20 protein-coding genes and 1 other RNA gene are annotated in these 23,110 nt (G+C 58.4%); 8 read left to right on the top strand and 13 right to left on the bottom strand.

The features are described from left to right. Nucleotides 1-148: 148 nt before the first annotated feature. The 4 genes from PYK22_RS11150 to rpoZ all read left to right on the top strand — a co-directional run bounded on the left by PYK22_RS11150 (nucleotide 149) and on the right by rpoZ (nucleotide 4,007). A complete protein-coding gene (locus tag PYK22_RS11150; protein WP_041977214.1) occupies nucleotides 149-1,981 on the top strand; it encodes an ABC transporter ATP-binding protein in 1,833 nt (610 codons plus the stop codon). A 44-nt stretch (nucleotides 1,982-2,025) separates the two neighbouring features. Further along, nucleotides 2,026-2,907 (top strand): YicC/YloC family endoribonuclease, encoded by an 882-nt coding sequence (locus PYK22_RS11145; protein WP_041977213.1) that lies wholly within the window; start codon nucleotides 2,026-2,028, stop codon nucleotides 2,905-2,907. Beyond that, nucleotides 2,897-3,556 carry a guanylate kinase gene (gmk, locus tag PYK22_RS11140; RefSeq protein WP_041977212.1) on the top strand — a complete coding sequence of 220 codons (660 nt, stop codon included), beginning with the start codon at nucleotides 2,897-2,899 and terminating at the stop codon, nucleotides 3,554-3,556. Before PYK22_RS11145 ends, gmk begins: the two co-directional genes overlap by 11 nt. A gap of 205 nt (nucleotides 3,557-3,761) precedes the next feature. Further along, nucleotides 3,762-4,007 (top strand): DNA-directed RNA polymerase subunit omega, encoded by a 246-nt coding sequence (gene rpoZ / locus PYK22_RS11135; RefSeq protein WP_211197681.1) that lies wholly within the window; start codon nucleotides 3,762-3,764, stop codon nucleotides 4,005-4,007. Nucleotides 4,008-4,035: 28 nt separating this feature from the next. Here the strand turns inward: rpoZ and PYK22_RS11130 are convergent, their stop codons facing one another. Both PYK22_RS11130 and PYK22_RS11125 read right to left on the bottom strand, forming a co-directional pair. After that, entirely contained in the window at nucleotides 4,036-4,497 is a 462-nt protein-coding gene (locus tag PYK22_RS11130) for an eCIS core domain-containing protein (protein ID WP_041977210.1), read from the bottom strand. A 9-nt stretch (nucleotides 4,498-4,506) separates the two neighbouring features. Next, a complete protein-coding gene (locus PYK22_RS11125) occupies nucleotides 4,507-5,262 on the bottom strand; it encodes a biotin--[acetyl-CoA-carboxylase] ligase (protein ID WP_157770833.1) in 756 nt (251 codons plus the stop codon). Between the two features lie 199 nt (nucleotides 5,263-5,461). Between PYK22_RS11125 and PYK22_RS11120 the strand changes: the two genes are divergently transcribed. Further along, a complete protein-coding gene (locus PYK22_RS11120; protein WP_041977208.1) occupies nucleotides 5,462-6,442 on the top strand; it encodes a VWA domain-containing protein in 981 nt (326 codons plus the stop codon). Nucleotides 6,443-6,491: 49 nt separating this feature from the next. Next, the gene (gene purH / locus PYK22_RS11115) at nucleotides 6,492-8,063 is read left to right on the top strand and encodes a bifunctional phosphoribosylaminoimidazolecarboxamide formyltransferase/IMP cyclohydrolase (RefSeq protein ID WP_041977371.1); all 1,572 of its coding nucleotides are present in this window, start codon (nucleotides 6,492-6,494) and stop codon (nucleotides 8,061-8,063) included. Nucleotides 8,064-8,155: 92 nt separating this feature from the next. Here the strand turns inward: purH and PYK22_RS11110 are convergent, their stop codons facing one another. Continuing rightward, nucleotides 8,156-8,455: a ferredoxin family protein gene (locus PYK22_RS11110; RefSeq protein WP_041977207.1), complete on the bottom strand. Its 300-nt coding sequence runs from the start codon at nucleotides 8,453-8,455 to the stop codon at nucleotides 8,156-8,158. 295 nt (nucleotides 8,456-8,750) lie between these two features. On the opposite strand from PYK22_RS11110, the gene PYK22_RS11105 reads away from it, so the two are divergent. After that, nucleotides 8,751-9,323, top strand: a complete 573-nt coding sequence (locus PYK22_RS11105; protein WP_041977205.1) for a zinc ribbon domain-containing protein — start codon at nucleotides 8,751-8,753, stop codon at nucleotides 9,321-9,323. Nucleotides 9,324-9,468: 145 nt separating this feature from the next. Here the strand turns inward: PYK22_RS11105 and PYK22_RS11100 are convergent, their stop codons facing one another. Next, nucleotides 9,469-12,003, bottom strand: a complete 2,535-nt coding sequence (locus PYK22_RS11100) for a penicillin-binding protein 1A (protein ID WP_083437789.1) — start codon at nucleotides 12,001-12,003, stop codon at nucleotides 9,469-9,471. Nucleotides 12,004-12,191: 188 nt separating this feature from the next. Here PYK22_RS11100 and ssrA point away from each other — a divergent pair. Next, nucleotides 12,192-12,584, top strand: a transfer-messenger RNA (tmRNA) gene (gene ssrA / locus PYK22_RS16765). Nucleotides 12,585-12,590: 6 nt separating this feature from the next. Here ssrA and radA read toward each other — a convergent pair. From radA to pilQ, 9 genes are all read right to left on the bottom strand, one after another. Further along, nucleotides 12,591-13,949 (bottom strand): DNA repair protein RadA, encoded by a 1,359-nt coding sequence (radA, locus tag PYK22_RS11095; RefSeq protein WP_041977204.1) that lies wholly within the window; start codon nucleotides 13,947-13,949, stop codon nucleotides 12,591-12,593. A gap of 113 nt (nucleotides 13,950-14,062) precedes the next feature. Beyond that, a complete protein-coding gene (locus PYK22_RS17330) occupies nucleotides 14,063-14,320 on the bottom strand; it encodes a twin-arginine translocase TatA/TatE family subunit (protein WP_211197680.1) in 258 nt (85 codons plus the stop codon). 39 nt (nucleotides 14,321-14,359) lie between these two features. After that, the gene (locus tag PYK22_RS11085; protein ID WP_041977200.1) at nucleotides 14,360-14,887 is read right to left on the bottom strand and encodes an HNH endonuclease; all 528 of its coding nucleotides are present in this window, start codon (nucleotides 14,885-14,887) and stop codon (nucleotides 14,360-14,362) included. A 349-nt stretch (nucleotides 14,888-15,236) separates the two neighbouring features. Beyond that, the gene (locus PYK22_RS11080) at nucleotides 15,237-18,260 is read right to left on the bottom strand and encodes a hypothetical protein (protein ID WP_041977198.1); all 3,024 of its coding nucleotides are present in this window, start codon (nucleotides 18,258-18,260) and stop codon (nucleotides 15,237-15,239) included. Between the two features lie 27 nt (nucleotides 18,261-18,287). Further along, nucleotides 18,288-19,355, bottom strand: coding sequence for a PilW family protein (locus PYK22_RS11075; RefSeq protein ID WP_041977196.1), 1,068 nt, complete (start codon nucleotides 19,353-19,355; stop codon nucleotides 18,288-18,290). A 49-nt stretch (nucleotides 19,356-19,404) separates the two neighbouring features. Further along, nucleotides 19,405-19,935 carry a type IV pilus modification PilV family protein gene (locus PYK22_RS11070; protein WP_041977195.1) on the bottom strand — a complete coding sequence of 177 codons (531 nt, stop codon included), beginning with the start codon at nucleotides 19,933-19,935 and terminating at the stop codon, nucleotides 19,405-19,407. Further along, nucleotides 19,925-20,494, bottom strand: coding sequence for a hypothetical protein (locus PYK22_RS11065; RefSeq protein ID WP_157770832.1), 570 nt, complete (start codon nucleotides 20,492-20,494; stop codon nucleotides 19,925-19,927). Before PYK22_RS11065 ends, PYK22_RS11070 begins: the two co-directional genes overlap by 11 nt. A 389-nt stretch (nucleotides 20,495-20,883) precedes the next feature. After that, entirely contained in the window at nucleotides 20,884-21,249 is a 366-nt protein-coding gene (locus PYK22_RS11060; protein ID WP_041977193.1) for a roadblock/LC7 domain-containing protein, read from the bottom strand. A gap of 71 nt (nucleotides 21,250-21,320) precedes the next feature. Further along, entirely contained in the window at nucleotides 21,321-23,105 is a 1,785-nt protein-coding gene (gene pilQ / locus PYK22_RS11055) for a type IV pilus secretin PilQ (RefSeq protein ID WP_041977192.1), read from the bottom strand. Nucleotides 23,106-23,110: the final 5 nt, after the last annotated feature.

The raw sequence follows: 23,110 nt of genomic DNA, 5'->3' as shown, positions 1-23,110 counted from the left end.
ACGCAGCTCGATAAGATGATAGCCTACGAGACCGGGCTTCCCGAAGCCTTCCCTTGACGCTCGAACACGCCGCCGAGTATCATTTTGCCTTTACCGTTTCGCTACCTTCCCGAACGGAACGAGGCAAACTGAACGCGGCACATGAACGATGCGCGACCTACGGCGATTGCTTGCTTACCTTCACCCCTACTGGAGCCAGTTCGCGTTTGCGACGCTCGCGATGCTCGCCGTCGGATTGCTGCAAAGCGCCATGGGCGCGCTCATTGTGCCGATCTTCGATCAAGCTTTCAAGCCTAATGCTCCGCAAAGGACGCCGACGCTCTTCGGTCTGCAACACTTGATCCCGACCTCAGGCTTCGCCGCATGGCGCGCGATCGCCGTTCTGCTCATCATCTTCACGATCGCCAAAGGAATCGCCGAATACCTATCGACCTATTTGATGGCGCGCGTCGGGCAAGGCGCCGTGCTACGTTTGCGACAGGACCTTTACGAACACATCTTGAGTCAATCGGCAGACTTTTTCGAGCGCCATCGAACTAACTACTTGGTCTCGCGCCTCGTCTCATCGGCCGCTTCGATCGAGACGGCCGTGACGACGACGTTGCGCGACATGCTGCGCGAAACGTTCACGTTGGTCGTCTTCCTCGCAGCGTCGGTCTACTACTCATGGCGATTGACCCTGAGCGCGCTCGTCATCGCGCCCATCGTCGCGATCCTCACCACGCGATTTGGTGACGCGCTTCGCAAATTGGCCCGCGAATACGTCGAAAGCACGCAAGGGCTATCCGATGCGGCGCATGAAGCGATCGCCAATCAGAACATCGTCAAGGCCTACTGCGCGGAGGAGCGAGAGCGCGCTCGTTTTCAGCGTGCCGCAGAACGGATCGCGCGGGCCAATTTGCGCACAGCGCGTATCGCGGGTTTCGCTCCGCCGACCATTGAACTCGTCGGCATCATCGCGGTCGTCGTCCTCCTGTTCATCGGCCAACGCGAGATCGTCACGGGGCGGATGACTTCGGCCCAGTTCCTCGCTTTCCTCTTTTTTCTCTTCTCGAGCTACGATCCGATGCGCAAGCTCTCGCGCCTGCACAACAGCATGGAGCAGGCGCTGGCTGCGGCGCGCCATGTCTGGGAGGTGATGGATGAGCGGATGGAACTGCCGGAACGTCCCGACGGCGTAATACTCGGTCCGCTCCGCCGCGCGATAGAGTTTCGCAACGTTTCGTTCGGTTACGCCAACGATTCACGAAGCATTCTGCGCAACGTCAATCTGCGCATCCCGGCGGGCGCGGTCGTCGCGCTGGTTGGCGAATCGGGCGGCGGCAAATCGACTTTGACCAAACTCATCCCGCGTTTTCACGATCCAGACGAAGGGGCCGTCTTGTGGGATGGGATCGATCTGCGCGATGCGCGTTTGAAGAGCTTGCGTCGTCAAATCGCGCTCGTCACACAGGAAACGGCGCTTTTCAACGACACCGTGCGTTACAACATCTCTTATGGGCGCCCTGATGCCACCCAAGAGGAGATCGAGGAGGCGGCGCGCATCGCTTTCGCTCATGACTTCATCACGGAGTTACCGCACGGCTACGACACGGTGATCGGAGAGCGCGGCATCTTCCTCTCTGGCGGACAAAGACAACGCATCGCGATCGCGCGTGCGGTCCTCGCCGATGCCCCCGTGCTCATCCTCGATGAAGCGACTTCAGCGCTCGATACGGAATCGGAGCGTCTGGTCCAGCGCGCGCTCGCTAGACTCATGCAGGGGCGAACGACGGTCGTCATCGCGCACCGCCTTTCGACCGTCCGTCGCGCGGATCTCATCGTCGTCATGGAACGCGGGCGCATCGTCGAAACCGGCACGCATACGGAACTGCTTGCGCGCGGCGGATTGTACAGGAGACTTTACGAACTGCAGTTCGCCGATGACGAAAGAGAACAAGCGATCGAAGGCGCGGTCAACGCGAACCCGATGCTCCAGTGATTTTGCGAAAGCTGCATCTTGAATGAGCAGAGTCGAGCCTGTTTATGAAATCGATGACCGGATATGGTCGAGGGCAAGCGGTCGGCGAAGAGCTTCGCGTCGCGGTCGAACTGAAGACGGTCAATAACCGCTTCCTCGACATTCAGTTGCGTCTGAGCGCCGAGGTCGCCGGCGCTGAACCCATCATCCGCCGTTTCATCGGCGAGCGCATAGCGCGCGGGCGAGTCGAAGCATCGATCAACATCGAGCGCACTGGAGAGATACCATACGAGATCAATCGCCCGTTGCTCGCCGGCTTTTTGCGCGCGATGCACGAGATTCGGCGGGAGTTTTCGCTCGCCGGTGAACCGGATATCAACGTGCTCGCGCGTTTGCCGGGCGCGCTTCAACCGGCGCCCGCCATCCTGAGCGAAGAGGCGCAACGCGTCATCGAACGAGCGCTTGCGCAAGCGCTCGATGAACTGGACCAGATGCGCGCGCGCGAGGGCGAAGCGTTGGCGCGCGAGATGAACGCGCATCTCGACGAGATCGACAAACTCATCCCGCTGATCGAGGATATGGCGGCGGATCAAGTCGAGATCTACCGAGCGCGACTCCAACGCCGCGTGAACGAACTGCTGTCGCGCGCCGGTTTCGAAGCGATTGAACTCGATCATGCGCGACTCGCCCAAGAGGTCGCCTATCTCGCCGAACGCAGCGACATCACGGAAGAGGTGGCGCGCCTGAAGAGCCACCTCGGTCAATTCAGATCGCTGCTCGCAGAAGGCGGAGAGGTCGGCAAAAGACTCGACTTCCTGCTCCAAGAGTTGAACCGAGAGGCGAACACAATCTTGTCGAAGGCGACGGATCTAACGATCAAAGAAGCAGGCCTAGCGATCAAAGCTGAGATCGAGAAACTGCGCGAACAGGTCCAAAATGTCGAGTGAGATAGCAGGAGAACGAGAAGGGCGGGGCATGCTCATCGTCGTCAGCTCACCTTCGGGCGGCGGCAAAGGGACGTTGATTCAACGAGTGCGTCGGACCGTGCCCGGGTTGAGCTATTCGGTCTCTTGGACGACGCGCCAACCGCGCCCAGGCGAAGTCGAGGGGCGCGATTACCACTTCGTCTCGCGCGAGGAGTTCGAGCGAATGCGCGACTCCGGAGGCTTCCTCGAATGGGCCTTGGTCCACGGCAACTACTACGGCACGGCATGGAGCGAAGTCGAGCGCGCTCAACGGGCCGGACTGGACGTTATCCTCGAAATCGACGTGCAAGGCGCGGCCAACGTCCGACGCCTCGCATCTGACGCCGTCACGATCTTCATCCTCCCGCCATCCTTCGAAGTCTTACGCGAACGTTTGACAAGACGCGGATCAGAAGCCCTGCCCGATCTCGAACTTCGCCTGCGCAACGCGCGTTCAGAAGTCGAGCGCTATCGCGAATTCGAGTACATCATCTTGAACGATGATGTCGAACGGGCCGCTCAGCAGCTGGCCGCTGTGATCTACGCCGAGCGCGCGCGCCGACAGCGTCAAGAAGCGATCGTCACGCGCGTGCTCGCGACTTTCCCGCCGAACGCCCAAGAGGCTTTTTGATGGCGCGTTCGGCGGCGACGCGATTGACGAGGCAAGGGACGAAGCGCGCCGCGCTCTCATCTTGCCCAACGCAAATTCGAATTGGTATCATTCTGAAGTTTGGGTTGGCCTCACAGCTCAACCCCGCGAGCGGCGCGTAGAGGCTTTGCGCCCGCTCAGCGAACGGAAGACGACTTGAGCGTAAGGGAGTCACGAGGTTGTAACTATGGCCAAAGCGACGGAGCTGATGACCGATATCAATCCGAGCATCAGACTGCAAGAGAAGATGCCGCCCGAGATAGATTCGAAATATCGTCTGGTGTTGATCGCCGCTGAACGGAGCAAGCAGATCATGCGCGGAGCCAGCCCGCGCGTTCCGCTCGATCCGCAGCGGCACAAACCGACGCGCATCGCCCTTGAGGAGATCGCGCGCGGCAAAGTGCGTTTTACGATCGAAGATCGGGAATCGTGACCGTTCGCGTCGCGCTAACGTCGCCGCGTTAGCGCGACTTTATCCTCTCCGCGCGTTCCGCCTCTCGCCATCGCAGAAAAGCCTCCATCGCCGCGTATGCGGCTCGCTCTTCCGGGACGGAAACGTAGGCCGCCCGTCGTGACGCGGCGCCAAAACTTCGTCGGCGAATGAACTCGCGTCCGTAGGTCGAAACATAAGAGAGAGCCAGCTTGATCCAACCCATGCGTTCAAACTGCAGGACGTGAATCGCTTCGTGCGCGATCAGCCAGCCGGGCACAAGCCAACGCCCATCAACATCACGGCGTACCAACTGAGGAGAGATGAAGATGTGCCGTCCGAGGGTCAGCCCTCCGGCCCGCATCGCGCGAGTCATCAACTTAGCCAATGGCCCTGTGTGAATGCACAAAGGCGGTAGCGCGAGATCTGGATCGTGCAAATGCTCGCGCAAGAACCTTTCGATCCGCTCATGCGATGAGCGCGCGAGACGCATCTTCTGCTCTCAACCAGCCACCCCGCGCAGCGAGACGATATCAGCCGAATAGATGCGTTCGATCCGGCCATCTTCCGTCTCAAGGCGCAGCGCGCCATCCAGCTCCAATCCGCGCGTGAGGCCCTCGATCGTTTCGCTCCCTACCGTAGCACGAACGCGCCTGTTGAAAGCGTAGCTCGAACTCGCCTCCCACTCGCGGCATATCCTTTCCGGACCAGCCGGTGCATGCAGCGCGCCATACCAATCAGCGATCGCGCGCACGAGCGCTTGCAAGACCGTCTCAGTGTTGGGCGCTTCTCCGCTCACACGCTCGACCGAGGTGGCCGTCGCTCGAATCTCCGGAGGCAACGCGCCATCCCGCAGATTAAGTCCAATTCCGAGGATGCACGCCCGTCCCAATTCGGTTTCGATCACTTCCGCCAAGACGCCGCCGATCTTCCGTTCTTCGACGAGCAGATCGTTCGGCCATTTGATATCTGCGACAAGCGCACATGCCTCGCGCAGCGCGTCGCGCGAAGCCAATGCCCCCAGCAAACTGAGCAACGGCCACCAACGCGCTTCGATGCGCGGGCGAAGGACGATGCTGAAGTACAAGCCCGCTCCTGGTGGCGATGCCCACGTGCGCCCTTGCCGCCCTCGCCCTCGCGTCTGCACGCGCGCGACGATGCAGAGCCCTTCAGGCGCGCCGCGCCGAGCTTGATTCGCGGCCTCGGTATTGGTCGAGGGGAGCGATTCGTAGCGAAGGATCGTCGCCTTGAGTTCCATATCCGCGTGAAAATCCGCCACAGGCTTGTAAGCCGCGCATACATTGTATAGAATTTGGGCTTCGCCAACCTAACTGCGCGATCGCTGCTAGCTAAGGAGCCCAACGTGAGTTTGGTCAAAATAATAGTCATCACGGTCGTCGTCATCTTGAGCATCCTCTTTCTAGGGCGCTTTTCGCTGTGAGCGAGACGGCGAACCTATGTCTTCCCGTGCGGCGTTTCAGGCGGAATTTACGCGGCGCGCGTTGATCCCTATCCTCCTGATCGCTTCCCACTTTCCGGCACGCGCACAAGACCCTGAAACGGATGAGACCATCCGCATTCGCACCGATCTGGTGACGATACCGGTCGTCGTCACCGACGGGCGTGGGCGGCGCGTCACGGGCTTGACCCGCGAGGATTTCGTGATAAACGAGGACGGGCGCGCGGTTTCCGTCGATTACTTCGCTGCGGGCGCAGAACGCGTGGCATTTGTCTTCGCGCTCGATGCTTCGGGCAGCGTGCGCGACTCCATCACGCATCAACGCGAAGCCGCGCTAGCGCTCTTTTCACGCTTTGGCCGCAATTCGCGCGTCGCCGTCATGCAGTTCCGCGAACGCCCGGAGTTGATCACAACGTTCACGACGGACGCGGCTCAAGTGCGCAGCGGCTTCCTTTTCCCCGCCTTGCCCGACCGACGAACCGCGATCTTCGATGCGGCGTTAGCCGCGGTGCGACTTTTCGCCGCGAACGGCGACCCCAAAGAACGCCGCATCGTCATCCTGATAAGCGACGGACTCGATAACGCCAGTCGTTCTACGGCGCGCGATGTCATCGCGGAAGCCATCGCCCGCCAGGTCTCGATCTACATCATCCACTTGCCGCTCTACACGCCACGCGATGGGCGACTCGCGCCGCGTGCGCCGAGCAAAGGCTTTCGGCAGATTGCGGAGCAGACGGGTGGTCAATACTTCATGGTGGGCGATGCGCAAACGGCGCTCGATCCGCACGCTGAACTCGATTTAGCGCCAGTGTTCCGCGCCATCGCCGATGATCTACAAAGTCAATACATGCTCGGCTACTACGCCGCTGAGCAGAACGCCGATGGATCCTTTCACCGCATAGAGGTGCGCTTGCGTCGGTCGAAACGATGGCGCGTCTATGCTTTACGAACGGGCTACATGAAGCATGGTTCAAAGTGAAGATTTGCAGAGTGAACCATCCGAATTCGAGGAGAAAACGAGTGCGATGATGAACGATCGAGGATTACGCCGCATCCGCCGCGCGCTGTTGAGCGTTTCGGATAAGACCGGACTCATAGAGTTCGCGCGCGCGCTGCAACGATTAGATATTGAACTCGTCAGCACCGGCGGGACGGCACGCGCGCTGCGCGAAGCTGGGCTGCGGGTTCGCGATGTCTCCGAGCTCACCGGCTTTCCGGAGATGCTCGACGGTCGCGTTAAAACGCTTCATCCGCACATCCATGGGGCGCTGCTCGCACGGCGCGAGCGCGAAGATCATCTGCAAACGCTCGCTCGATACGGGATCGAGTTGATCGATATGGTCGTCATCAACCTCTATCCATTCGAGCAGACGATCGCACGCCCGGCGGTGACCGATGAAGAAGCGATCGAACAAATAGACATCGGTGGGCCGGCGATGATTCGATCGGCGGCGAAGAATTGGGAGTCGGTCGCCGTCGTCACATCACCGGAACTCTACGCGAAGATCGCCGAAGAACTCGAACGTAACGACGGGGCGCTTTCGCGCGCCACGCGCTTAGGCCTAGCGCAGCGGGCCTTCACCCTGACTTCGCGCTACGACCAAGCGATCGCGACTTACCTAGCGACCAAAGTGGACGGAGAAGGGGCGGAAGAGACTTTCCCCAATCTGCTGGCGCTCAGTTTGCGCAAACTGCGCGATCTGCGTTATGGCGAAAATCCGCATCAATCGGCAGCGCTTTACGCGATGGGCGAACGGTGCGGCGTAGCAGGCGCCGAACTGCTTTCCGGAAAGGAGATGTCTTTCAACAATTACATCGATGCCGATGCCGCTTGGCGATTGGTCAACGATTTTTCAGAGATCGCCTGCGCCATCATCAAACATACCAACCCGGCTGGCGTTGCGCTCGGGGCGACCGCTGAGGAAGCCTATCGCCGCGCGCTCGAGACCGATCCCGTCTCGGCTTTCGGCGGCATCGTCGCTTTCAATCGAGAGGTTGATCGAGCGGCGGCGCGCGCTGTGACTGAAATCTTCACCGAAGTGGTGCTCGCGCCGGATTATGATGAAGAGGCGCTCGAAGTCCTCCGCGCGAAGAAGAATCTACGCATTTTGCGCATCCCGCAGGTAGAGGAGAAGGGCGGCGCGCGTTATGAACTGAGGACGATCGAAGGCGGTCTACTGGCGCAAACTCCCGACACATCGCTCTTAAACTACGAGGAACTGCGCACGGTCACCAAACGCGCGCCGACGAAAGAAGAGATGGAAGCGCTGCTGTTCGCTTGGACCGTCTGTAAGCACACGAAGTCGAACGCGATCGTTTATGCGCGACGCGGGCAAACCATAGGGATCGGGGCGGGTCAGATGTCGCGCGTCGATTCCGTGCGGATCGGAGCCGAGCGCGCTCGGCTTCCCCTCAAGGGCTCGGTTCTCGCCTCCGACGCTTTCTTCCCTTTCCGCGATGGAGTAGACGAAGCGGCGCGCCACGGCATCACAGCTATCATCCAACCCGGCGGCTCGGTGCGCGATGAGGAGGTTATCGCCGCCGCCGATGAGCATGGGATCGCCATGGTCTTTACAAACATGCGCCACTTCAAACATTGATCCTTCAGTCTCCCGTCAATCTACAGAAAGTTTTAGAGCTCGGCGCGATGATGCGCCGAGCTCATTTGTTCGCGAGCGAGTTCGCCTTGCGCTCACTCCTCCGGTCCGGCGCAGTTCGGTCCATGCAGGGCCGGCTTTTTCATGCTGATGATCGGATACTTCTCCGCCTCTTCGGCGTTGATGCGGATCCAATCCTGATACTCATCCGGCACGTTCACATCTGGATAGATGGCTTCGACGGGACATTCGGGCACACAAGCGTCACAATCAATGCAGGTGTTGGGATTGATGAGAAGCCTATCTGGTAACTCATGAAAAGCTTCGACCGGACACACCGCCGCGCAATCCGTGTATTTGCAATCGACGCAAGGTTCAGTTACGACGTACGTCATCAAGTACCTCCTCAGAGATCGATGAGAAAATTTTAAAATTAAACTTTGAGAGTATCGCACCGTGAAGCCAGAGGGACAAGTTAGCCCAGCCACACGAGAGCTTCCTGCAGAAGATACCTTATCTAACCGCGCTTGTTAAGCAGTGACTGAAGTCACCAGCCTCGTTCGCGACCGCCGAACGGACGTCGAGATTCTGCTCTCATGAGATCTCAGGCCGGGTTTTCAAAACTGCCCGAACTCATCTTACAATCTCTCGGATCGAATCTCCCGTTTGAAGGGGTCGTTTTTAGGCGAAATGGAAGCGAGGTATTATCCGGGAGTCGAAGCCGATATCCCGCAATTGCTCACAGATCTGCGCCGCCTTTTCGATGAAGGGGAGTATGAGACGCAAACGATGCAGGTGGGCGCCACGACCGTGCTACAGGCCCGCAAATCGAGCACATGGCGCGACCTGACTGGCCTCTCCTACGCGCTGACGATCAAGATCACACCTGAACACGGCGGCACGCGCGTCGAAATCGGGATGCAAAAATGGTTCGACAAAGCGGCGATCGCGGCCGTCGCCGCCCTCCTCTCTCTCGGTCCCTTGCTCGCCCTTCCCGCTCTTGGAGCCTATTGGCAGTACAGATTGACCGAAGATGCGTGGAAGATCATCGAAGAGCACATCGCGCAACGAGCGGGAGGCTACATTCCACCGATGCCCGGTCGGTGCGGCACATGCGGCGCGGCGATCATTAGCGGCGCCGACTTCTGTTCCACATGCGGCGCCGATCTGCGAGCGAAGCTGACGTGCGAAGCATGTGGGACGACGCAGCGCGACCCATCGGCTCGATTCTGCGGTCGATGCGGGAAACCGCTCAAAGGCTAGAGCGCGACGAGGCCGCGCCAAGCTCAGCGCGGATTAAGGGCCCTCGGAGACTCAATCGAGCCGGCTCACGCGACCTCTTAAGATCTATCTTCCGAACCATCTCGCGCAATACGCGACGCCGCACGGATTCGGCTCGCGCAACCCCTCAAGGCTCACCTTCCCCCTTCTTGCCCTTCTTCTTTTCCGGTTCGACTTGCCGCGGGCGCACTGCGCCTGCGGGTGGCGCGCTTATCTCGGACGGTTCTACGCGCGGCGTTCTCTCTTCGACGCGCCGTGGAGAGGGTTGTTGAACAGCTCCGTTTTCTGGCGTCACCGCGTGTGGATTCTCTTCAACTGCGGGCGGGATCGGCGGCAAGACAATCTGTTCGATCTCCGAATTGGTCGCGGGCATTGGCAGATTGAGCGCCGCCTGTTGTGCGCGTTCCTCGGCCATCTCGCGCTGACGTTGCAGATAGAGCTGGCGTATATCCTCGGGCATTTCGGGCGGCTTTTCGAAATCTTCTTTGGGCTTATCCTTCAAGAAATCCTTCATGAAGTCGATGAAGATCGGGAGCGCTCCGCGGCTGCCCGTCATGTCACGCCCTAATGACCTCTTCCGGTCAGGATAGCCCATCCACACTCCAGTCACGTAGGTCGGCGTATAGCCGATGAACCACACGTCGGTGTGATCGTTGACCGTGCCCGTCTTGCCAGCTAGCGGTACTCCTAAAGACCTAGCGGCAACGGCGGTCCCGAATTCGACGACCCCGCGCATCATTTGGACCATGGTCAGCGCGACATATTCGCTCGTCACTTTGTAAGTGGTCCGTTGCCACTCTTCGAGCACATTACCATCACGGTCGATCACGCGGCGGATCAGGTGCGGCTCGACGCGCACGCCTTTGTTCGGGAAGACCGAGTAGGCCGAAACCATCTGGATGAGCGGCACCTCGGTCGCGCCGAGGGCCGACGGCAGATAAGGAGCCATCGGCACGGTGATGCCGAAACGGCGGACCATCTGCGCGCCCGTCTGGATGCCGATCATATCGAGCAGATGCACAGCCGGGATGTTCAGCGATTTGGCGAGCGCGACCTTCATCGGCACATCCGGATTGCTGATCGAACCATCGTAGTTGTGCGGCTGCCAATCGCCACGGCGGATCGGCGCTCCGCTGATGATCGAATCGGGCGTTAATCCCCATTCGATCGCCGCCGTGTAGATGAAAGGCTTGAAGGCCGAGCCGGTCTGTCGGTAGGCTTGCGTCGCATTGTTGAACTTGTTCGTCGTGAAATCGTAACCGCCGACCATAGCGATGATTTCGCCGTTCTTCGCATTCAAGCAGACGAGCGCGCCCTGTACTGCCGGGATTTGCGAGAGCTCGACTTTGAGTCGATGATTATCGTGATCCACTTCTTTGATCTTGAACTCGGCAAGATATCCTACCGGCAATTCATCCTTAGGCTGACGCCCTGAACGCCCCATATCCTTGGCTGTCACCGTCGCATAGTAGCTGCCGAACCGGACCGTCGCTTCATTGCGCACGCGGTCAACCGACATGATCAAACCTTTGACGTACTCGCCCGGTTGATAGTCATTGCCGTACCAATCAGGATGCCTATAGCTTGCAAGCTGCTGCGGCGTGGTCACCGGTACGCCGTTGATCTCGGCACGGATGTAAGCCGAACGCCAACCGCTATGCGTGCGATCATATTCGCGCAATCCCGCGCGCAAGGCTTCGTACGCTTTCTTCTGAGCTGCGGCGTTGATGGTCGAATAGACGCTCAATCCACCTTGAGCGACGCGCGTCGTGTACTTGTCTTCTAAATATTGCCTAATCTCTTCGACCGGATAATCGTAAGGGGTCGAGCGCTGTTGCGCCGGATAATAGGCCGTGTCGGCGAGTTTGATCGGCTTGGCTTTAGCCGCATCCGCCTCCGCCTGCGAGATGAAACCGTTGTCCGCCATCAACTGCAGGACGAGATCGCGCCGCTCTTTGGCCGCCCGTGGATTGGCCGTCGGCGAGTATTGGCTCGGCGCTTTTGGGATGCCAGCCAGCAACGCCGCCTCTTCAAGCGTCAGATCTTTCACCGTCTTGCCGAAATAGGTCTCCGCCGCCGCTTCGAAGCCATAGGAGCCGGCGCCGAGGAAGATGTGGTTGACGTACATCTCCATGATCTGCTTCTTCGTGTAGTAGCGCTCTATCTGCAAAGCGACCAACCATTCGTTGAACTTGCGCCGGTAAGTCTGCTCACGCGACAAGAAGAGGTTGCGCGCTAGTTGCTGCGTCAGAGTCGAACCGCCTTCACGTCGGCCCATAGTGATGTTCTTGTAAAGAGCGCCGAGGATGCGGATCGGATCGATCCCTATATGTTCGAAGAAACGCGCATCTTCCACGGCTAGGATGGCATTGCGTAGAACGGGCGGGATGTCTTCATACTTGATCGGGATCCGTCGCTCGAGCGCGAATTCGCCGATCACGGTCTCACCGTCATCGGCATAGACGCGCGTCACGACGCTCGGACGATAGGTCGCAAGCGCCGCCACTTCACTGGCCGCGCGCGAATAGTTCAACCAATAGGCGATGACGATCCCAGTCAATCCGCCCGCAGCAAGCGCTAGGAGCAAGAGCGCCGGAAGCCACAAACGACGTGCCGAAGCGCCCCTCTTTCTGGACTCAGGCGTTGAGACTCTCTTGACCATCAATGGACCTCAAAAGGCGGCTTTCCGCAATCACGCGAATTTCTAAGGATTATACCGCACAGATCATCGTGGGCGCCAAATCTTGCGCCCTAAATTCTTGCACGCAAGGCGTTTAGATGCCCAACCTGCGCCTCGCGCGGCTTGACCCCGAAGCATCCGGCAACCTATAATTTGCATCTGAAGTTTTCGGGGGCGACAGGTTTCGACAGGAGCGAAAGTCGCTTCTCGGATGCATGCCGGGCTTGCTCCATGCAGCTCGTTAAAAAGCATGGGGAAAAACAAATGCCAATACGCAAGAATTGGCTCTCGCTGCCTAATTAAGCGCAAGCGAGCGTCTCGCTCATGGGTCGCTCACGCCCGTGAGATGAGATGTCACCCGAAGTGAGCTAGCCTATGTCCTAACGTTCGGGGGACATGGGCGAAAACAGAATCCGAGCTAGTCGTCATTGGGGTCTTCGTCGCTTCACTTACCCGATGGCGATGAAATCGGTTCTTCAAAGAACCAAAGAGAAGCGGCTAAGCATGTAGAGTCCGAAAGTGACCGCTTCTGGACCCGAGTTCGAGTCTCGGCGCCTCCACCAAAGTCTTCAAAAGAGCGCATCGAGCGCTTCCTCGACCGAGCGCACGCCGACCACTCGCAAACCGAGCAATTTCTGCAATCCAGCAGTATTCGAAGCGGGCATGATTATCCGCTTGAATCCGAGCGCTTGCGCTTCGCGCGCGCGCGCGGCAGCTTGCAAGCTGCCGCGAACCTCGCCAGTCAAACCGACTTCGCCGAAGACGACCGTATGCGGATCGACGGGCAGATTGCGAAAGCTCGAGGCGATGGCGGCGACGATCCCCAAGTCGGCAGCCGGCTCATCTACTTCCAATCCCCCGGCGACGTTGACGAACACATCATCGCCGATCAATTGGAAGCCCACGCGCTTTTCCAACATGGCGATCAGCAAGGCGACGCGATTGAATTCGATGCCTTGAGTTACGCGCCGCCCGGCGCCATATTTCGATCCGGAGACCAACGCTTGAATTTCGACCAAGACCGGGCGCGTGCCTTCCATACAAGCGGTGACCACTGATCCGGCGGCTCCGAGCGGGCGCTCTTGCAAGAAGAGCTCGGAAGGATTTGAGACGGGAACGAGTCCACGCCCCGTCATCTCGAAGACGCCGAGTTCATTCGTCGCCCCGAAACGGTTCTTCGCCGCGCGGATGATGCGGTGGTGATGATGACGCTCGCCTTCGAAATAGAGCACCGTATCGACGATGTGCTCTAAAGCCTTCGGGCCGGCGATAGCTCCTTCCTTAGTCACATGTCCGATCAAGAAGATGGGGATCGTAAGGCTTTTGGCGAGCATCAGAAGCCGGCTCGCCGCCTCACGCACTTGCGAAACCGAGCCCGGAGCGGATTCGAGATTCGATGAGAAGACTGTCTGAATCGAATCGACGATGACCGCGCCGGGTGCCATACGTTCAACTTCCTCGATGATGCTTTCGAGATTTGTTTCCGGCAAGAGATATAAATTCTTCGCTTCCAAGCCGAGCCGCTCGCCGCGCATTTTGATCTGGCGCTCAGACTCTTCGCCCGACACATAAAGCACAACTAGCCCTTGCGCGCTCAGATGGTCCGCGACTTGCGCGAGCAAAGTGGATTTGCCGATGCCCGGATCGCCGCCGATGAGCACCAGACTTCCGGGAACGATGCCGCCGCCGAGGACGCGGTCGAACTCGGTTATGCCCGAAGAGATGCGCGCTTCATCCTGCGATTCGACCTCGCCATAGGCGATCGGTTGAGACCGCCGCGCCGCGCTGGCGACACGCCCTTTAAGAACAACCGGTGCGCGTTCCTCAACCAGCGAATTCCACTCGCCGCAATCTGGACACTTCCCCAACCACTTGCGCGCTCGATAGCCACAGTTTTGGCAAACGTAGATCGTCTCCCCCTTCGCCATGCTTTTCACCTGCGCTCTTTCGCTTGAAACGTCAAGAACCTTTCATCTGAGTAAAGCAAAGCGCCGAGCGCCCTTAGCGGAAGCGCCCGGCGCTAATCCGAATTGCCCAAAGCTCAGCGCGCTTTCTCGGCCCTGCTCGCTGTCGAACGCGCGTCCTCGAGACGCTCACCATCCGGCGCACGCAAAGCCTCGCGGCGCACAGGCTCATTTTCGCTGCCCGCCGCCTCTCCCTCAGAAACGCCGCGTTTGAACTCACGGATGCTTTTTCCTAATCCTCTAGCTAGCTCTGGCAAGCGCGAGCTTCCGAAGAGCAACAACAAGATGAAGAGGATCAGGAGAAGCTCTTGATAACCGAGCGCCATTTGATACATTTCCTTCTCTCCCCGCTCAAACTTTCGAAACCCAGCCGTTCACCCCTGAACATCGGATTCATAGAAGAGATATTTACGCCACGTCTCATCAGCCCGCCCCAAGTAACGCATGATCTGCCGACTGACATGGGGCGAGAAACCGCGCGGCGGACGGATCAATTTCATCCCAGCCTCTTCAGGCGTGCGGTTTCCCTTGCGATGGTTGCAGCGCCTACAACAAGCGACCAAGTTATCCCATGTCGATTCGCCGCCTCGCGAACGCGGGATCACATGATCGAGCGTCAACTCCGATGGAGGAAACTGCTGCCCGCAGTATTGGCACGTCGAGTGATCGCGTAAGAGTATGTTCTTGCGCGAGAGCGTTCGATTCTTGTACGGGATATGAATGTAATCGGTCAAACGGATGACCGAAGGCGCGCGTATCTCCATCCGAGCCGATCTGATCACATGCCCATTGTATTCTTCGACGCGCGCCACACCTTTGAAGATCATCACGATCGCGCGCCGTTCAGTGCAAACGTTGATCGGCTCGTAAGAAGCGTTCAAAACTAAAACGCGCCCATTCATAAATCTCTTCGAAAATATCGCTCGTCGCGCCGGGCGAGCCAATCTTGAACAGTTGATATTATGCGACTTCCGCAGCCCGTGTCAAAAATTTACTCGGCGGTCGCACCCGAGGCGAGCGTCATGCGAAATGTTAGACGAAGGCCGCAACGCACAAGTTGCCACTCGATCCCGCGCGACACGAGCCGCGCCCGAACCTCACGTCACCGCGCTCAAAAGGCGATTATGAATCCGATATGGTTACAAAGACTTTAACTTCCATGACGGAACTCACCTCATCGTTCGCTAGGCGACAAAAAAAATGAGGGCGTGATAAGGAACTCCTTATCACGCCCTCACTAGCGAAGTCATCCTAACCGGAGATCACCTGCCTGAACCCGGTCGGCTGGATGAACTGAAACGAAGGGGTGCCGGGCGGTAAACGGTTCGGATCATTGAAGGTCGTGTCGAAAGCCCAATTACGGATCGGCGCCGAGTAAATAGTCGAATCGGCGCGATAGGGAGCGAGGGCCTGAGTTGAACGATAAAGCGGGATCAACGATCCGACGAAGTTCCATCTAACGTTGGACCAATCTTCTAAGAAACGTGGGAAGTTATGCATCCCGCCGCACAGGCGTGATTCATTGCCATTGCCTGCATCCGGTTGCCCAGCAAGCGCCGAGAGGTTATTGCCGGCGATGATACCAGCGCGCACGGATGTAGAATCGGCGACGGAAGGCAGATTAGCATCGGCTGGCCTCTTGCTGCCTCCTTCGGGGAAAAGCGCGCTCGAAGCATCGAACCAGGTCTTGGATAAGGGGAAGATCGCATCACAAACTATCGAAGCTGGCACTTGATCTCCGCCGTAGTAGCAAGGTTGCGTCGGGTCGTTCAACGTCGCGCCATTCGCTGGCTGGCAGTTAATGCCGATCGTGTTGTAGTTACCCCAGACGTATACCAAGTTTTCAGAGGCGACTGAGATACCTTTGGTTGACGAAAGCTTGCCGGGACTCCCTGTAACTACGAGATCCTCACCATTGAAGAGGCGCACGGCGCGACGGAAGAATCTGACGCTAAAACCATAACCTTCCACAGTCCGCGCACGTGTAAACCGAGTGAGAAGATCCGCGTTGCTCGCTACGCTCCAAGTATTCACTCCCGGCCCGGTCGGATCTGGCAGTTCGCTAGTATCCTTCTGCAAAGTCCCCTTCTTTGGTTGCCCGCTCGCATCGAATCCGGCGTCGATCACGTCTTCGCCCGGATCGAGCGCGTTATTCGGCCCGTAGATATCTTCGTTATCCGCGATGCCGTTCGTCATCGTCAATGTCGCTCCCGATGGCAGTATCTCGGTTCTGACTTTATCGCCGCGCCGGTCTGAGACGTAAATGACATAACCATCAGTGTCGTTGACGTTGGTGCTGACAGCGTTCGTGCCGCGCAGAAGATTTGTGTCATACACGCCATCCAACCAACGGGCGAGATTACGCATGTTTATTTCGACGACGCTCGTCACACCGCGTTCGTACACCGTGTATTTATTAAACCCAGTGTTCAACCAACCCTCGCGAACGTTATAAACTTGGATCGGCACGATCGTGTTCCAGCACGGCGAGTTCGCTCCCTGACAGGGCGAATCAAGCCTGATCGGCGGTTTCGAGCTGTTTGAAACGTTCGGGTCTGTTGGGTCATCATCATCCAAATTCGCTGGGTTGCCATCGCTTAAAGTCGAGGATGTTTTCAGATAGCCGTAGTTGCTATCGAGGACCGCCGTCAATCCGACGAGCGTCGTCGGGATATCAACGCTCCCGTTGGGTTTGAGTTCACCATCGGCGGCCCAGCGGGTTCGGCTCAACAAATCAACCAAGCTAACCCTTCTTCCATCCCGATCGCGGCTGCCTTGGATGAAAGCCGCCCATAACGGACGTTGCAAGTAGACTATTCCGTTAGGCTCACCTTCAGTCATGCCGAGCGAAAGGATCTCTCTGGTGACGTCCAAAGTGGTTCCATCTGGCTTGACTATCTCGATAAGGATGCGCCCCGAAAGTCCTGCGCCTGGGGGGATCGTCGTCTTATTGCCGCTCGGACCGTTCGGGGGCACAGAGCTACCTTTTACACCGCGCACCGTATCAGCGCACTTACCGCTCGCGCCCTGCTGCACGCATTTCGCTAAATCGGTCGAGTTATACGTCCCATCATCATTAACGCGCGCAAGAGCCCGCCCGCCATCGAGAGGGATCGGATCAAAGCTCGATAGCTTCACTCCCTTCCCCGGCGGGATGGCTGCAGCGTCGCCGGTCGTATCGGAGTTCTCATCATCGATGAGGATACGAACCACAGCTTTAGTGTGATAACGCGACTGGCTCAAGATATCATCATCTGTCGGGAGACGCCGCTTGATGATCTCGCGCGTTGGATTGTTGCCAAGTTGCAACGGGAGGTAGAGCGGCGCTGCCCCGGTCGTGCGGGTCAGAAGTTGCCCTCCCAATTTATTTGCACTTCCATCCGCCGGAGCAACGGACACCGTCTCCCAACTGGTATTAGGGGTGCCGTTTGGCGAATCGGGGAAATAACCACGCCCTCCGGGCTGCGCGCCGGGCAGATTTGGGCCGTTTATTACGCTTCCCATTGTTAACTGTACTGTATAAGAGCCGATTTGCCATCTAACGTTCCCGCTGTTCTGAAACAGATTGCCATTTCGCAGAACATCACGCACAATTTCATTGGCCGTCGTCACCTTTGAAAGGAAAGTCACATCACCGGTCAAGTAGATGTTACCGTTAGCGTGAACGCGACCGTTGAAGTAAAAAGGCGGCCCTGGATGCAATTCCAAATCGCCGTCGCTAAACATGCCGAATTGAAAGAGCGGGATCAAATAGTTGTTCATCTCCCGCTCCAGTCTGACTTGCACTCCAGTTCGAACCATAGTCGCCGTCGTGACTAACTTGTAGGGTTCGACAGTCGCATATAATCCGGCGAACGCTCCATTGGGTATTTGCACACGAGGGAAGCTATTATCAGTTATGCCTTGTGATTGGCGCATCTTTTGCAAGGTATCGTCATCGCGCGCAAGCTGCTGCTGGAAGGAGAAACCCTCAGAGATCAGTTCCGACGGAGGGGAAGAGGCTATTTGATTGAGATCCTGCGCCGTCGGATGCAAAGTCCGTTGAAATAGCTCGCTAAAATCGCTCGTCATCTTCTCTATTCCAGCCGCCGCGGCATAGAAGGTTTGAGTGCGCTGCAGATCGCTGCCAGCGATATTCGCCTCACTCGAAACGACGGCTAACACGGAAACGGATATAGCGGCCAACAACGCGAGGATGATGAGCGCTGTGACGAGCGCCGCGCCGCGCTCCGCATCCGTCCTCCTTAGCTCAGCATGTTGATCAGCGCTTCTCATAAATCCCATCCCTCCACGATCGCTCTTCTATGGCTGTAAAGCCTGCCGGAATTGCATATTGCGCACGCTGGTCCAAGTCGTTGCGCTCAGTTCTGGACGCATGCCGTTATTCACTTGGACCGCGCGTTGCGTGCGCGTTCTCACGGTAACCTCGATCTGCCGGATAGAGGGTTGATCGGAAACAGCGACTTGAGAACTGGGTGGAAGCAAGTTCCCACTGTTATCCGTCTTATTGAGCTGATACCGGAATTGCAGGTTCGTGACGTTCTCTGCGATTACGCTATCGGCATAGCCGAAGCCGCTATCGGTCGCCACGGGTCGCGGCACGCCGAAGACCCGGCGAATCAACTGCCCTTTATCGTTCACAAAATAATTGATGATCCGCACGCGCATGAGCGTCGCTGGGACCGATTTATTGCCTTTGCCCGGACCGCTCGGCCCATATGCTACTTGGGCGATCGCGCCGTTATTCCCCGGATCATTCAGTTGATATGGATCGCTATTAGAGAAGATGAGGTTAGGCTGGCTGCTTGGACTCGAAATATTCGTGATCGCGCCGAACGTCGCACCATACTGCGAGGTGATGAAATAGATTTCGCCGACTTGGAAGCGACTGACATCTGCAGTCGTGACGCTCACATTGGCACCGGCTGGGACGATCGCCCCTGAGGGGAGCGAGATCGGCGTGAAACTCGGATCGATCGAAAGGATCGTGATTCGATCCGTGCCGGGCAGAACGCCAGGAGGCGTGCTCGTAGACGACCCATCATCGTCAGGCGTAATGATTGAAAGAGCGGCAAGACTGCTTCCACCGGTCTGTGGCGCGCGCACGAGATACTTCTGGACGAACGCTACCGGCAGCATGATATTGCCGACCGATCTTAAACCATCGCCGGCGACGATCAGATCGCGGTTGATGTACTCTTGCGCCGTGCGCATGTTCTGCTGGGCATCAGCCAACTCGAACGCGGTCGCGCTCGTGCGCAAAGCGTCCCTTGACAGGGTGAAGATCGGAACCATGATGATGAGCATCACGGCCATCGCGACCATCAACTCGATGATCGAAAAACCTGATTCTTCGCCAATCTTTTTCATCTTCCCTCTCACCTCGCTTGCGATATGGGTCCAGAGGTCGGTCGCGAGCTCATCTACGGTAATTGCTGCGCGCGTCGTTGTTCAGATAGCTGATTCCAGTAAGCTCCTGAATCTGTCCGTTATTCCCCGGGAAACGAAGCGTCACTTGAATCCTCTTCAGATTCGGACTGAGCTGAGTGATGACGATGCGCCGGAAATAGTTTGGGATGACGTTCGCTTGATCGGTCGGATCATCCGCGGTGCCGAATATGCCGTCCGGCCCTGGATTGGTCGAGACGGGGCGGAAATCATTCGGGAAACCGGCGAAGGGGCGGGTCGCGCCTGTGCTATCGACTTGACCTATGTTAGCGATCTGACCGAAGGTCAACTGCTGCGTATTGCGCAAAGTTTCGACCTGTTCGAGCATCGATGTGACCATCAACTTGCCGGTCGTCACATTGCGGCTCATGTTATTGGCCGCTAGCGCATATGTGATGGCTGCTGCGACGCCGATCAATCCGATTAGCAGAACCGTCATCGCCACGACGATCTCAACCAACGTGAATCCAGCTTCGCCCGACCCGCGACGCTCATTCCGCATACTTGTTCGCATTGCGGTCATACCTCCACACCTTGACTCGCCCAGCAGCACCCAATACGGAGATGGCCACGGCGGTCTCCTTCGGATAACTCTGGCCATAGAAGAAGAGCGCGTAGTTTACAGGGATTTGCGAAGAGTTGAGGACCGATCCATCGGGTTGAAAGATGATGTTCACTTGATTGTTCGTAAGAGGCGTTAGAGTCGTCCCGTCATCCAGGGAGGTTGGCGCCCCCGGCAAAGCGCCGTACACGATCTCAAAAGCATCTAATCCAGCGCCAGCTAATGACACGGTGCGTACTATCTGATCTGGCTGACTGTTCCCGACACCGGTCTCGCCATTATTGATGATGACTATCTGCTTTTTTGCATCATCGTAACGGAAAGTATGCGCTAGCCGTGTGGACATCGCTTGCTGGCGCGCGTAACGAAGTTGCGTGAGCACCTCGCGCGTCACGCCGCCAAAGCGTAGTATCCTGCGGGCGGAGATGATTTGTGGCAAAGCTATCGAGCCGATGATCGCTATGACTGCGATGACGACCAAAAGCTCTACAACCGACAAACCTTCCTGCGATCGATCCGTCTTGGTTCCCAGCACTTTTGCGACAGGCTCCTTAAAGACTCATGAGCGCTTCCGTTGCAGCGCGCCCTTGAAGCTTAAGCAAGTAATGTTCCACTCATCGCCCTATCGCCCCCAAAGGCCCCATCGCTTCGCTTCGCCACAAATTTCCATAGTCCAGAAGGATCTTCGGTGACGGCGAAGCGTTCACGATGTCACCGAATGTAACAATCGATGCCAAGCGCTTCCCACTTCAATTCTCGCCCCGAGATCTGATGGCTGGCTCTACAAGCACAGGCCTTTCAGCGCAGAACCCTGTCCTAATGAGAACCGGGGCGCTCATCATGCGAGTGAGGCCCCGGTCCGAAGGAGGAGGGGATGGTGCCGATTTCTCAGAGAGCGAACTCGTGAGCCAATTCGAGTTCCGCTTTGCGCAGCTCGAAACGACCGCGACCGAGATTGCCATCGGGCGCGACGGCGAGCATCACGAAGTAATCGCGACTGAGCAAACGCGCGCAGATCGTCACATGATCGAAGGCGACGAGCAGTTCTCGCTCCTGGCCCAAGTTGATCTCACGACCGATCACCTGTGCGCTACGCACAAGCGAGGTGAAGGTTGCAGCGGCGACATCGAGATTGAGCTCCCGCCCTTCGGGGCGCAGGACTTTTTCGACTTCTATCCCATCCGTCCCCATGATGACGGCGGCGAGCGCGCCATCCGTTCGCTCGATGATCTCGCTCAGTTTCTCTTTGAACATCGTCTTCCCCCAATCAACGGAATCGATGAGGGAGACCTTGAATCTTCATCAAAGTCTCCCTCGGTCACGAGCTATGGCCGCGGCGATGTGCTCGACTCGGGACGGGCCGTCGGTTGCGCTTCGACTGGTCCAGTCGGCACAGGCAACACCAATTGCGGCACGCCCGGCGTCGGCAGGCTCGGCTGTGCCGTCGGAACCGGCGTATTGGTCGGCGGATTGCCGAGCGGCACCGGTTGCGGGATCGTCACCGAACGAGTGCCAGTCGCAGGTTGCACGGCCATCGGGCGCCCCTGATAGTCCGGCCGATAGATGCGCGGCGTGATGAAGAAGAGGATCTCGTTCGTCGTGCGCGTCGTCGCGCGCCGCTTGAAGAGATTGCCGAGCACGGGGATGCTCGAAAGCCCCGGCGTGCGCGACTGGTTTTCGGTCTCCGTATCATCGAGCACGCCGCCGACGACGGTCGTCCCGCCATCAGGCACGAGCACTTCCGTCTGCATCCGCTGCGTATCTATGCCGGGCGTCCCCGTGGCGTTCGTGAACGTCAAGTTGACGCTGTTCTTTTCGGCGACGATGCGCAAGACGACCGTTCCCGCGTCGGTGATCTGCGGCGTGACGGATAGACGCAGCGGGACGGAGACGAAGGTCGTCGTGAAGACGAGCGCGCCGCCGATGGCTGCGCCGCCTTGCGGCGTGACGACTGGGATCTGCGAACCGCTTTCGATCTGGGCCGGTCGGTTGTTGAGCGTCGTAACACGCGGCGTCGCGACGATCTTCGCCTGTCCCTTCTGCTCGGCAGCGGTAAGCAGCGCCGTGATCTGCGCCGTCCCGATCGCCCCTGTGGTCAACCCGATGACGGTGCTGGCGCCGAGCGCGCCGAGCGAGTTGGCGGGCTGAGGTCCGATGCCGCTCGGGATGCCGAACCGATTGAGCTGCGCCTGGTTCCCCGTCTGTCCGCCTTGGCTGCTTTGCGGGGCGGGCAAAGTGCTAAACGATCCTCCCGCACCGCGGCTGTTGTTAAGAGCGACAGCCGCCAATTGCACGCCCAAGTCGCGGCTGAAGTTCCGGCTCGCGATCACGATCCGCACTTCGATTTCGACCTGCGGCTCGGGCTGGTCCAGCAATGAGACCAACTGGCGAATCGCCTCGATGTTCTCTTTGACGTCGGTGACGATCAACGTATTGCTGCGCCCATCGACCTCGATGCTGCCACGGCGCGACAAACGGCGTTGGATGATCGGCAGGATGCCCTGATCGGCCCCGCCGGCGCCGCTAAAGGATGGGCCGGAAACGCTGCCTCCGACGAAACCGCCAGCCGCCCCCGCCGCTTGGCCGAGCGTGCCGACGGCGCGCGCATAGTTCAACCGGATGAATTCAGTGACGAGCGGAGCGGCGTCCAACTGCGCCTCGCGTATCTTCTCCTGCGTCGCGGCTTCTGCCGCGAGCGTCTCTTGCGTGGCGACGCGCAGGATGTTGCCGTTGATCTCGATCCCCAACCGATTGGCGCGCAAGATGGCATCGAGCGCGATGTTCCACGGAACGTCGGTGACATTGACCGTCACGGGTACCGCGCCGACTGATTTGTCGATGACGAAGTTAACGCCGTACTGCTCGGTGATGTAGTTCAAAATATCGCGGATATCGGCATTGACGACGTTCAGGTTGATCGGTTCGCCGACGAAGCCGGGCTGCCCATAACGCTGCCCTTGCGTCTGCGGCGTCGCGCTTTGCGACGCGCCGCGTTCGACTCGCACTTGAGCGTAGAGCGCGCCATTGGAGACGATAAGCGCATAGATCAGCAAAAGGACGAGCGGACCTTTTGGCGTCAGACTCGAAAGTTGCGTTCTGTTCTCGTTCATCTGTC

Source organism: Pyrinomonas methylaliphatogenes (genome assembly GCF_000820845.2).
In the GTDB taxonomy this organism is placed as follows: domain Bacteria; phylum Acidobacteriota; class Blastocatellia; order Pyrinomonadales; family Pyrinomonadaceae; genus Pyrinomonas; species Pyrinomonas methylaliphatogenes.
This window is presented reverse-complemented; position numbering and strand designations above follow the sequence as displayed.

Bases quoted from the DNA above. Each gene is read 5' to 3' on its own strand.
- PYK22_RS11150 (WP_041977214.1), top strand. From the start codon at position 149: ATGCGCGACCTACGGCGATTGCTTGCTTACCTTCACCCCTACTGGAGC.
- PYK22_RS11145 (WP_041977213.1), top strand. From the start codon at position 2,026: ATGAAATCGATGACCGGATATGGTCGAGGGCAAGCGGTCGGCGAAGAG.
- gmk (WP_041977212.1), top strand. From the start codon at position 2,897: ATGTCGAGTGAGATAGCAGGAGAACGAGAAGGGCGGGGCATGCTCATC.
- rpoZ (WP_211197681.1), top strand. From the start codon at position 3,762: ATGGCCAAAGCGACGGAGCTGATGACCGATATCAATCCGAGCATCAGA.
- PYK22_RS11130 (WP_041977210.1), bottom strand. From the start codon at position 4,497: ATGCGTCTCGCGCGCTCATCGCATGAGCGGATCGAAAGGTTCTTGCGC.
- PYK22_RS11125 (WP_157770833.1), bottom strand. From the start codon at position 5,262: ATGGAACTCAAGGCGACGATCCTTCGCTACGAATCGCTCCCCTCGACC.
- PYK22_RS11120 (WP_041977208.1), top strand. From the start codon at position 5,462: ATGTCTTCCCGTGCGGCGTTTCAGGCGGAATTTACGCGGCGCGCGTTG.
- purH (WP_041977371.1), top strand. From the start codon at position 6,492: ATGAACGATCGAGGATTACGCCGCATCCGCCGCGCGCTGTTGAGCGTT.
- PYK22_RS11110 (WP_041977207.1), bottom strand. From the start codon at position 8,455: ATGACGTACGTCGTAACTGAACCTTGCGTCGATTGCAAATACACGGAT.
- PYK22_RS11105 (WP_041977205.1), top strand. From the start codon at position 8,751: ATGGAAGCGAGGTATTATCCGGGAGTCGAAGCCGATATCCCGCAATTG.
- PYK22_RS11100 (WP_083437789.1), bottom strand. From the start codon at position 12,003: ATGGTCAAGAGAGTCTCAACGCCTGAGTCCAGAAAGAGGGGCGCTTCG.
- radA (WP_041977204.1), bottom strand. From the start codon at position 13,949: ATGGCGAAGGGGGAGACGATCTACGTTTGCCAAAACTGTGGCTATCGA.
- PYK22_RS17330 (WP_211197680.1), bottom strand. From the start codon at position 14,320: ATGTATCAAATGGCGCTCGGTTATCAAGAGCTTCTCCTGATCCTCTTC.
- PYK22_RS11085 (WP_041977200.1), bottom strand. From the start codon at position 14,887: ATGAATGGGCGCGTTTTAGTTTTGAACGCTTCTTACGAGCCGATCAAC.
- PYK22_RS11080 (WP_041977198.1), bottom strand. From the start codon at position 18,260: ATGAGAAGCGCTGATCAACATGCTGAGCTAAGGAGGACGGATGCGGAG.
- PYK22_RS11075 (WP_041977196.1), bottom strand. From the start codon at position 19,355: ATGAAAAAGATTGGCGAAGAATCAGGTTTTTCGATCATCGAGTTGATG.
- PYK22_RS11070 (WP_041977195.1), bottom strand. From the start codon at position 19,935: ATGCGGAATGAGCGTCGCGGGTCGGGCGAAGCTGGATTCACGTTGGTT.
- PYK22_RS11060 (WP_041977193.1), bottom strand. From the start codon at position 21,249: ATGTTCAAAGAGAAACTGAGCGAGATCATCGAGCGAACGGATGGCGCG.
- pilQ (WP_041977192.1), bottom strand. From the start codon at position 23,105: ATGAACGAGAACAGAACGCAACTTTCGAGTCTGACGCCAAAAGGTCCG.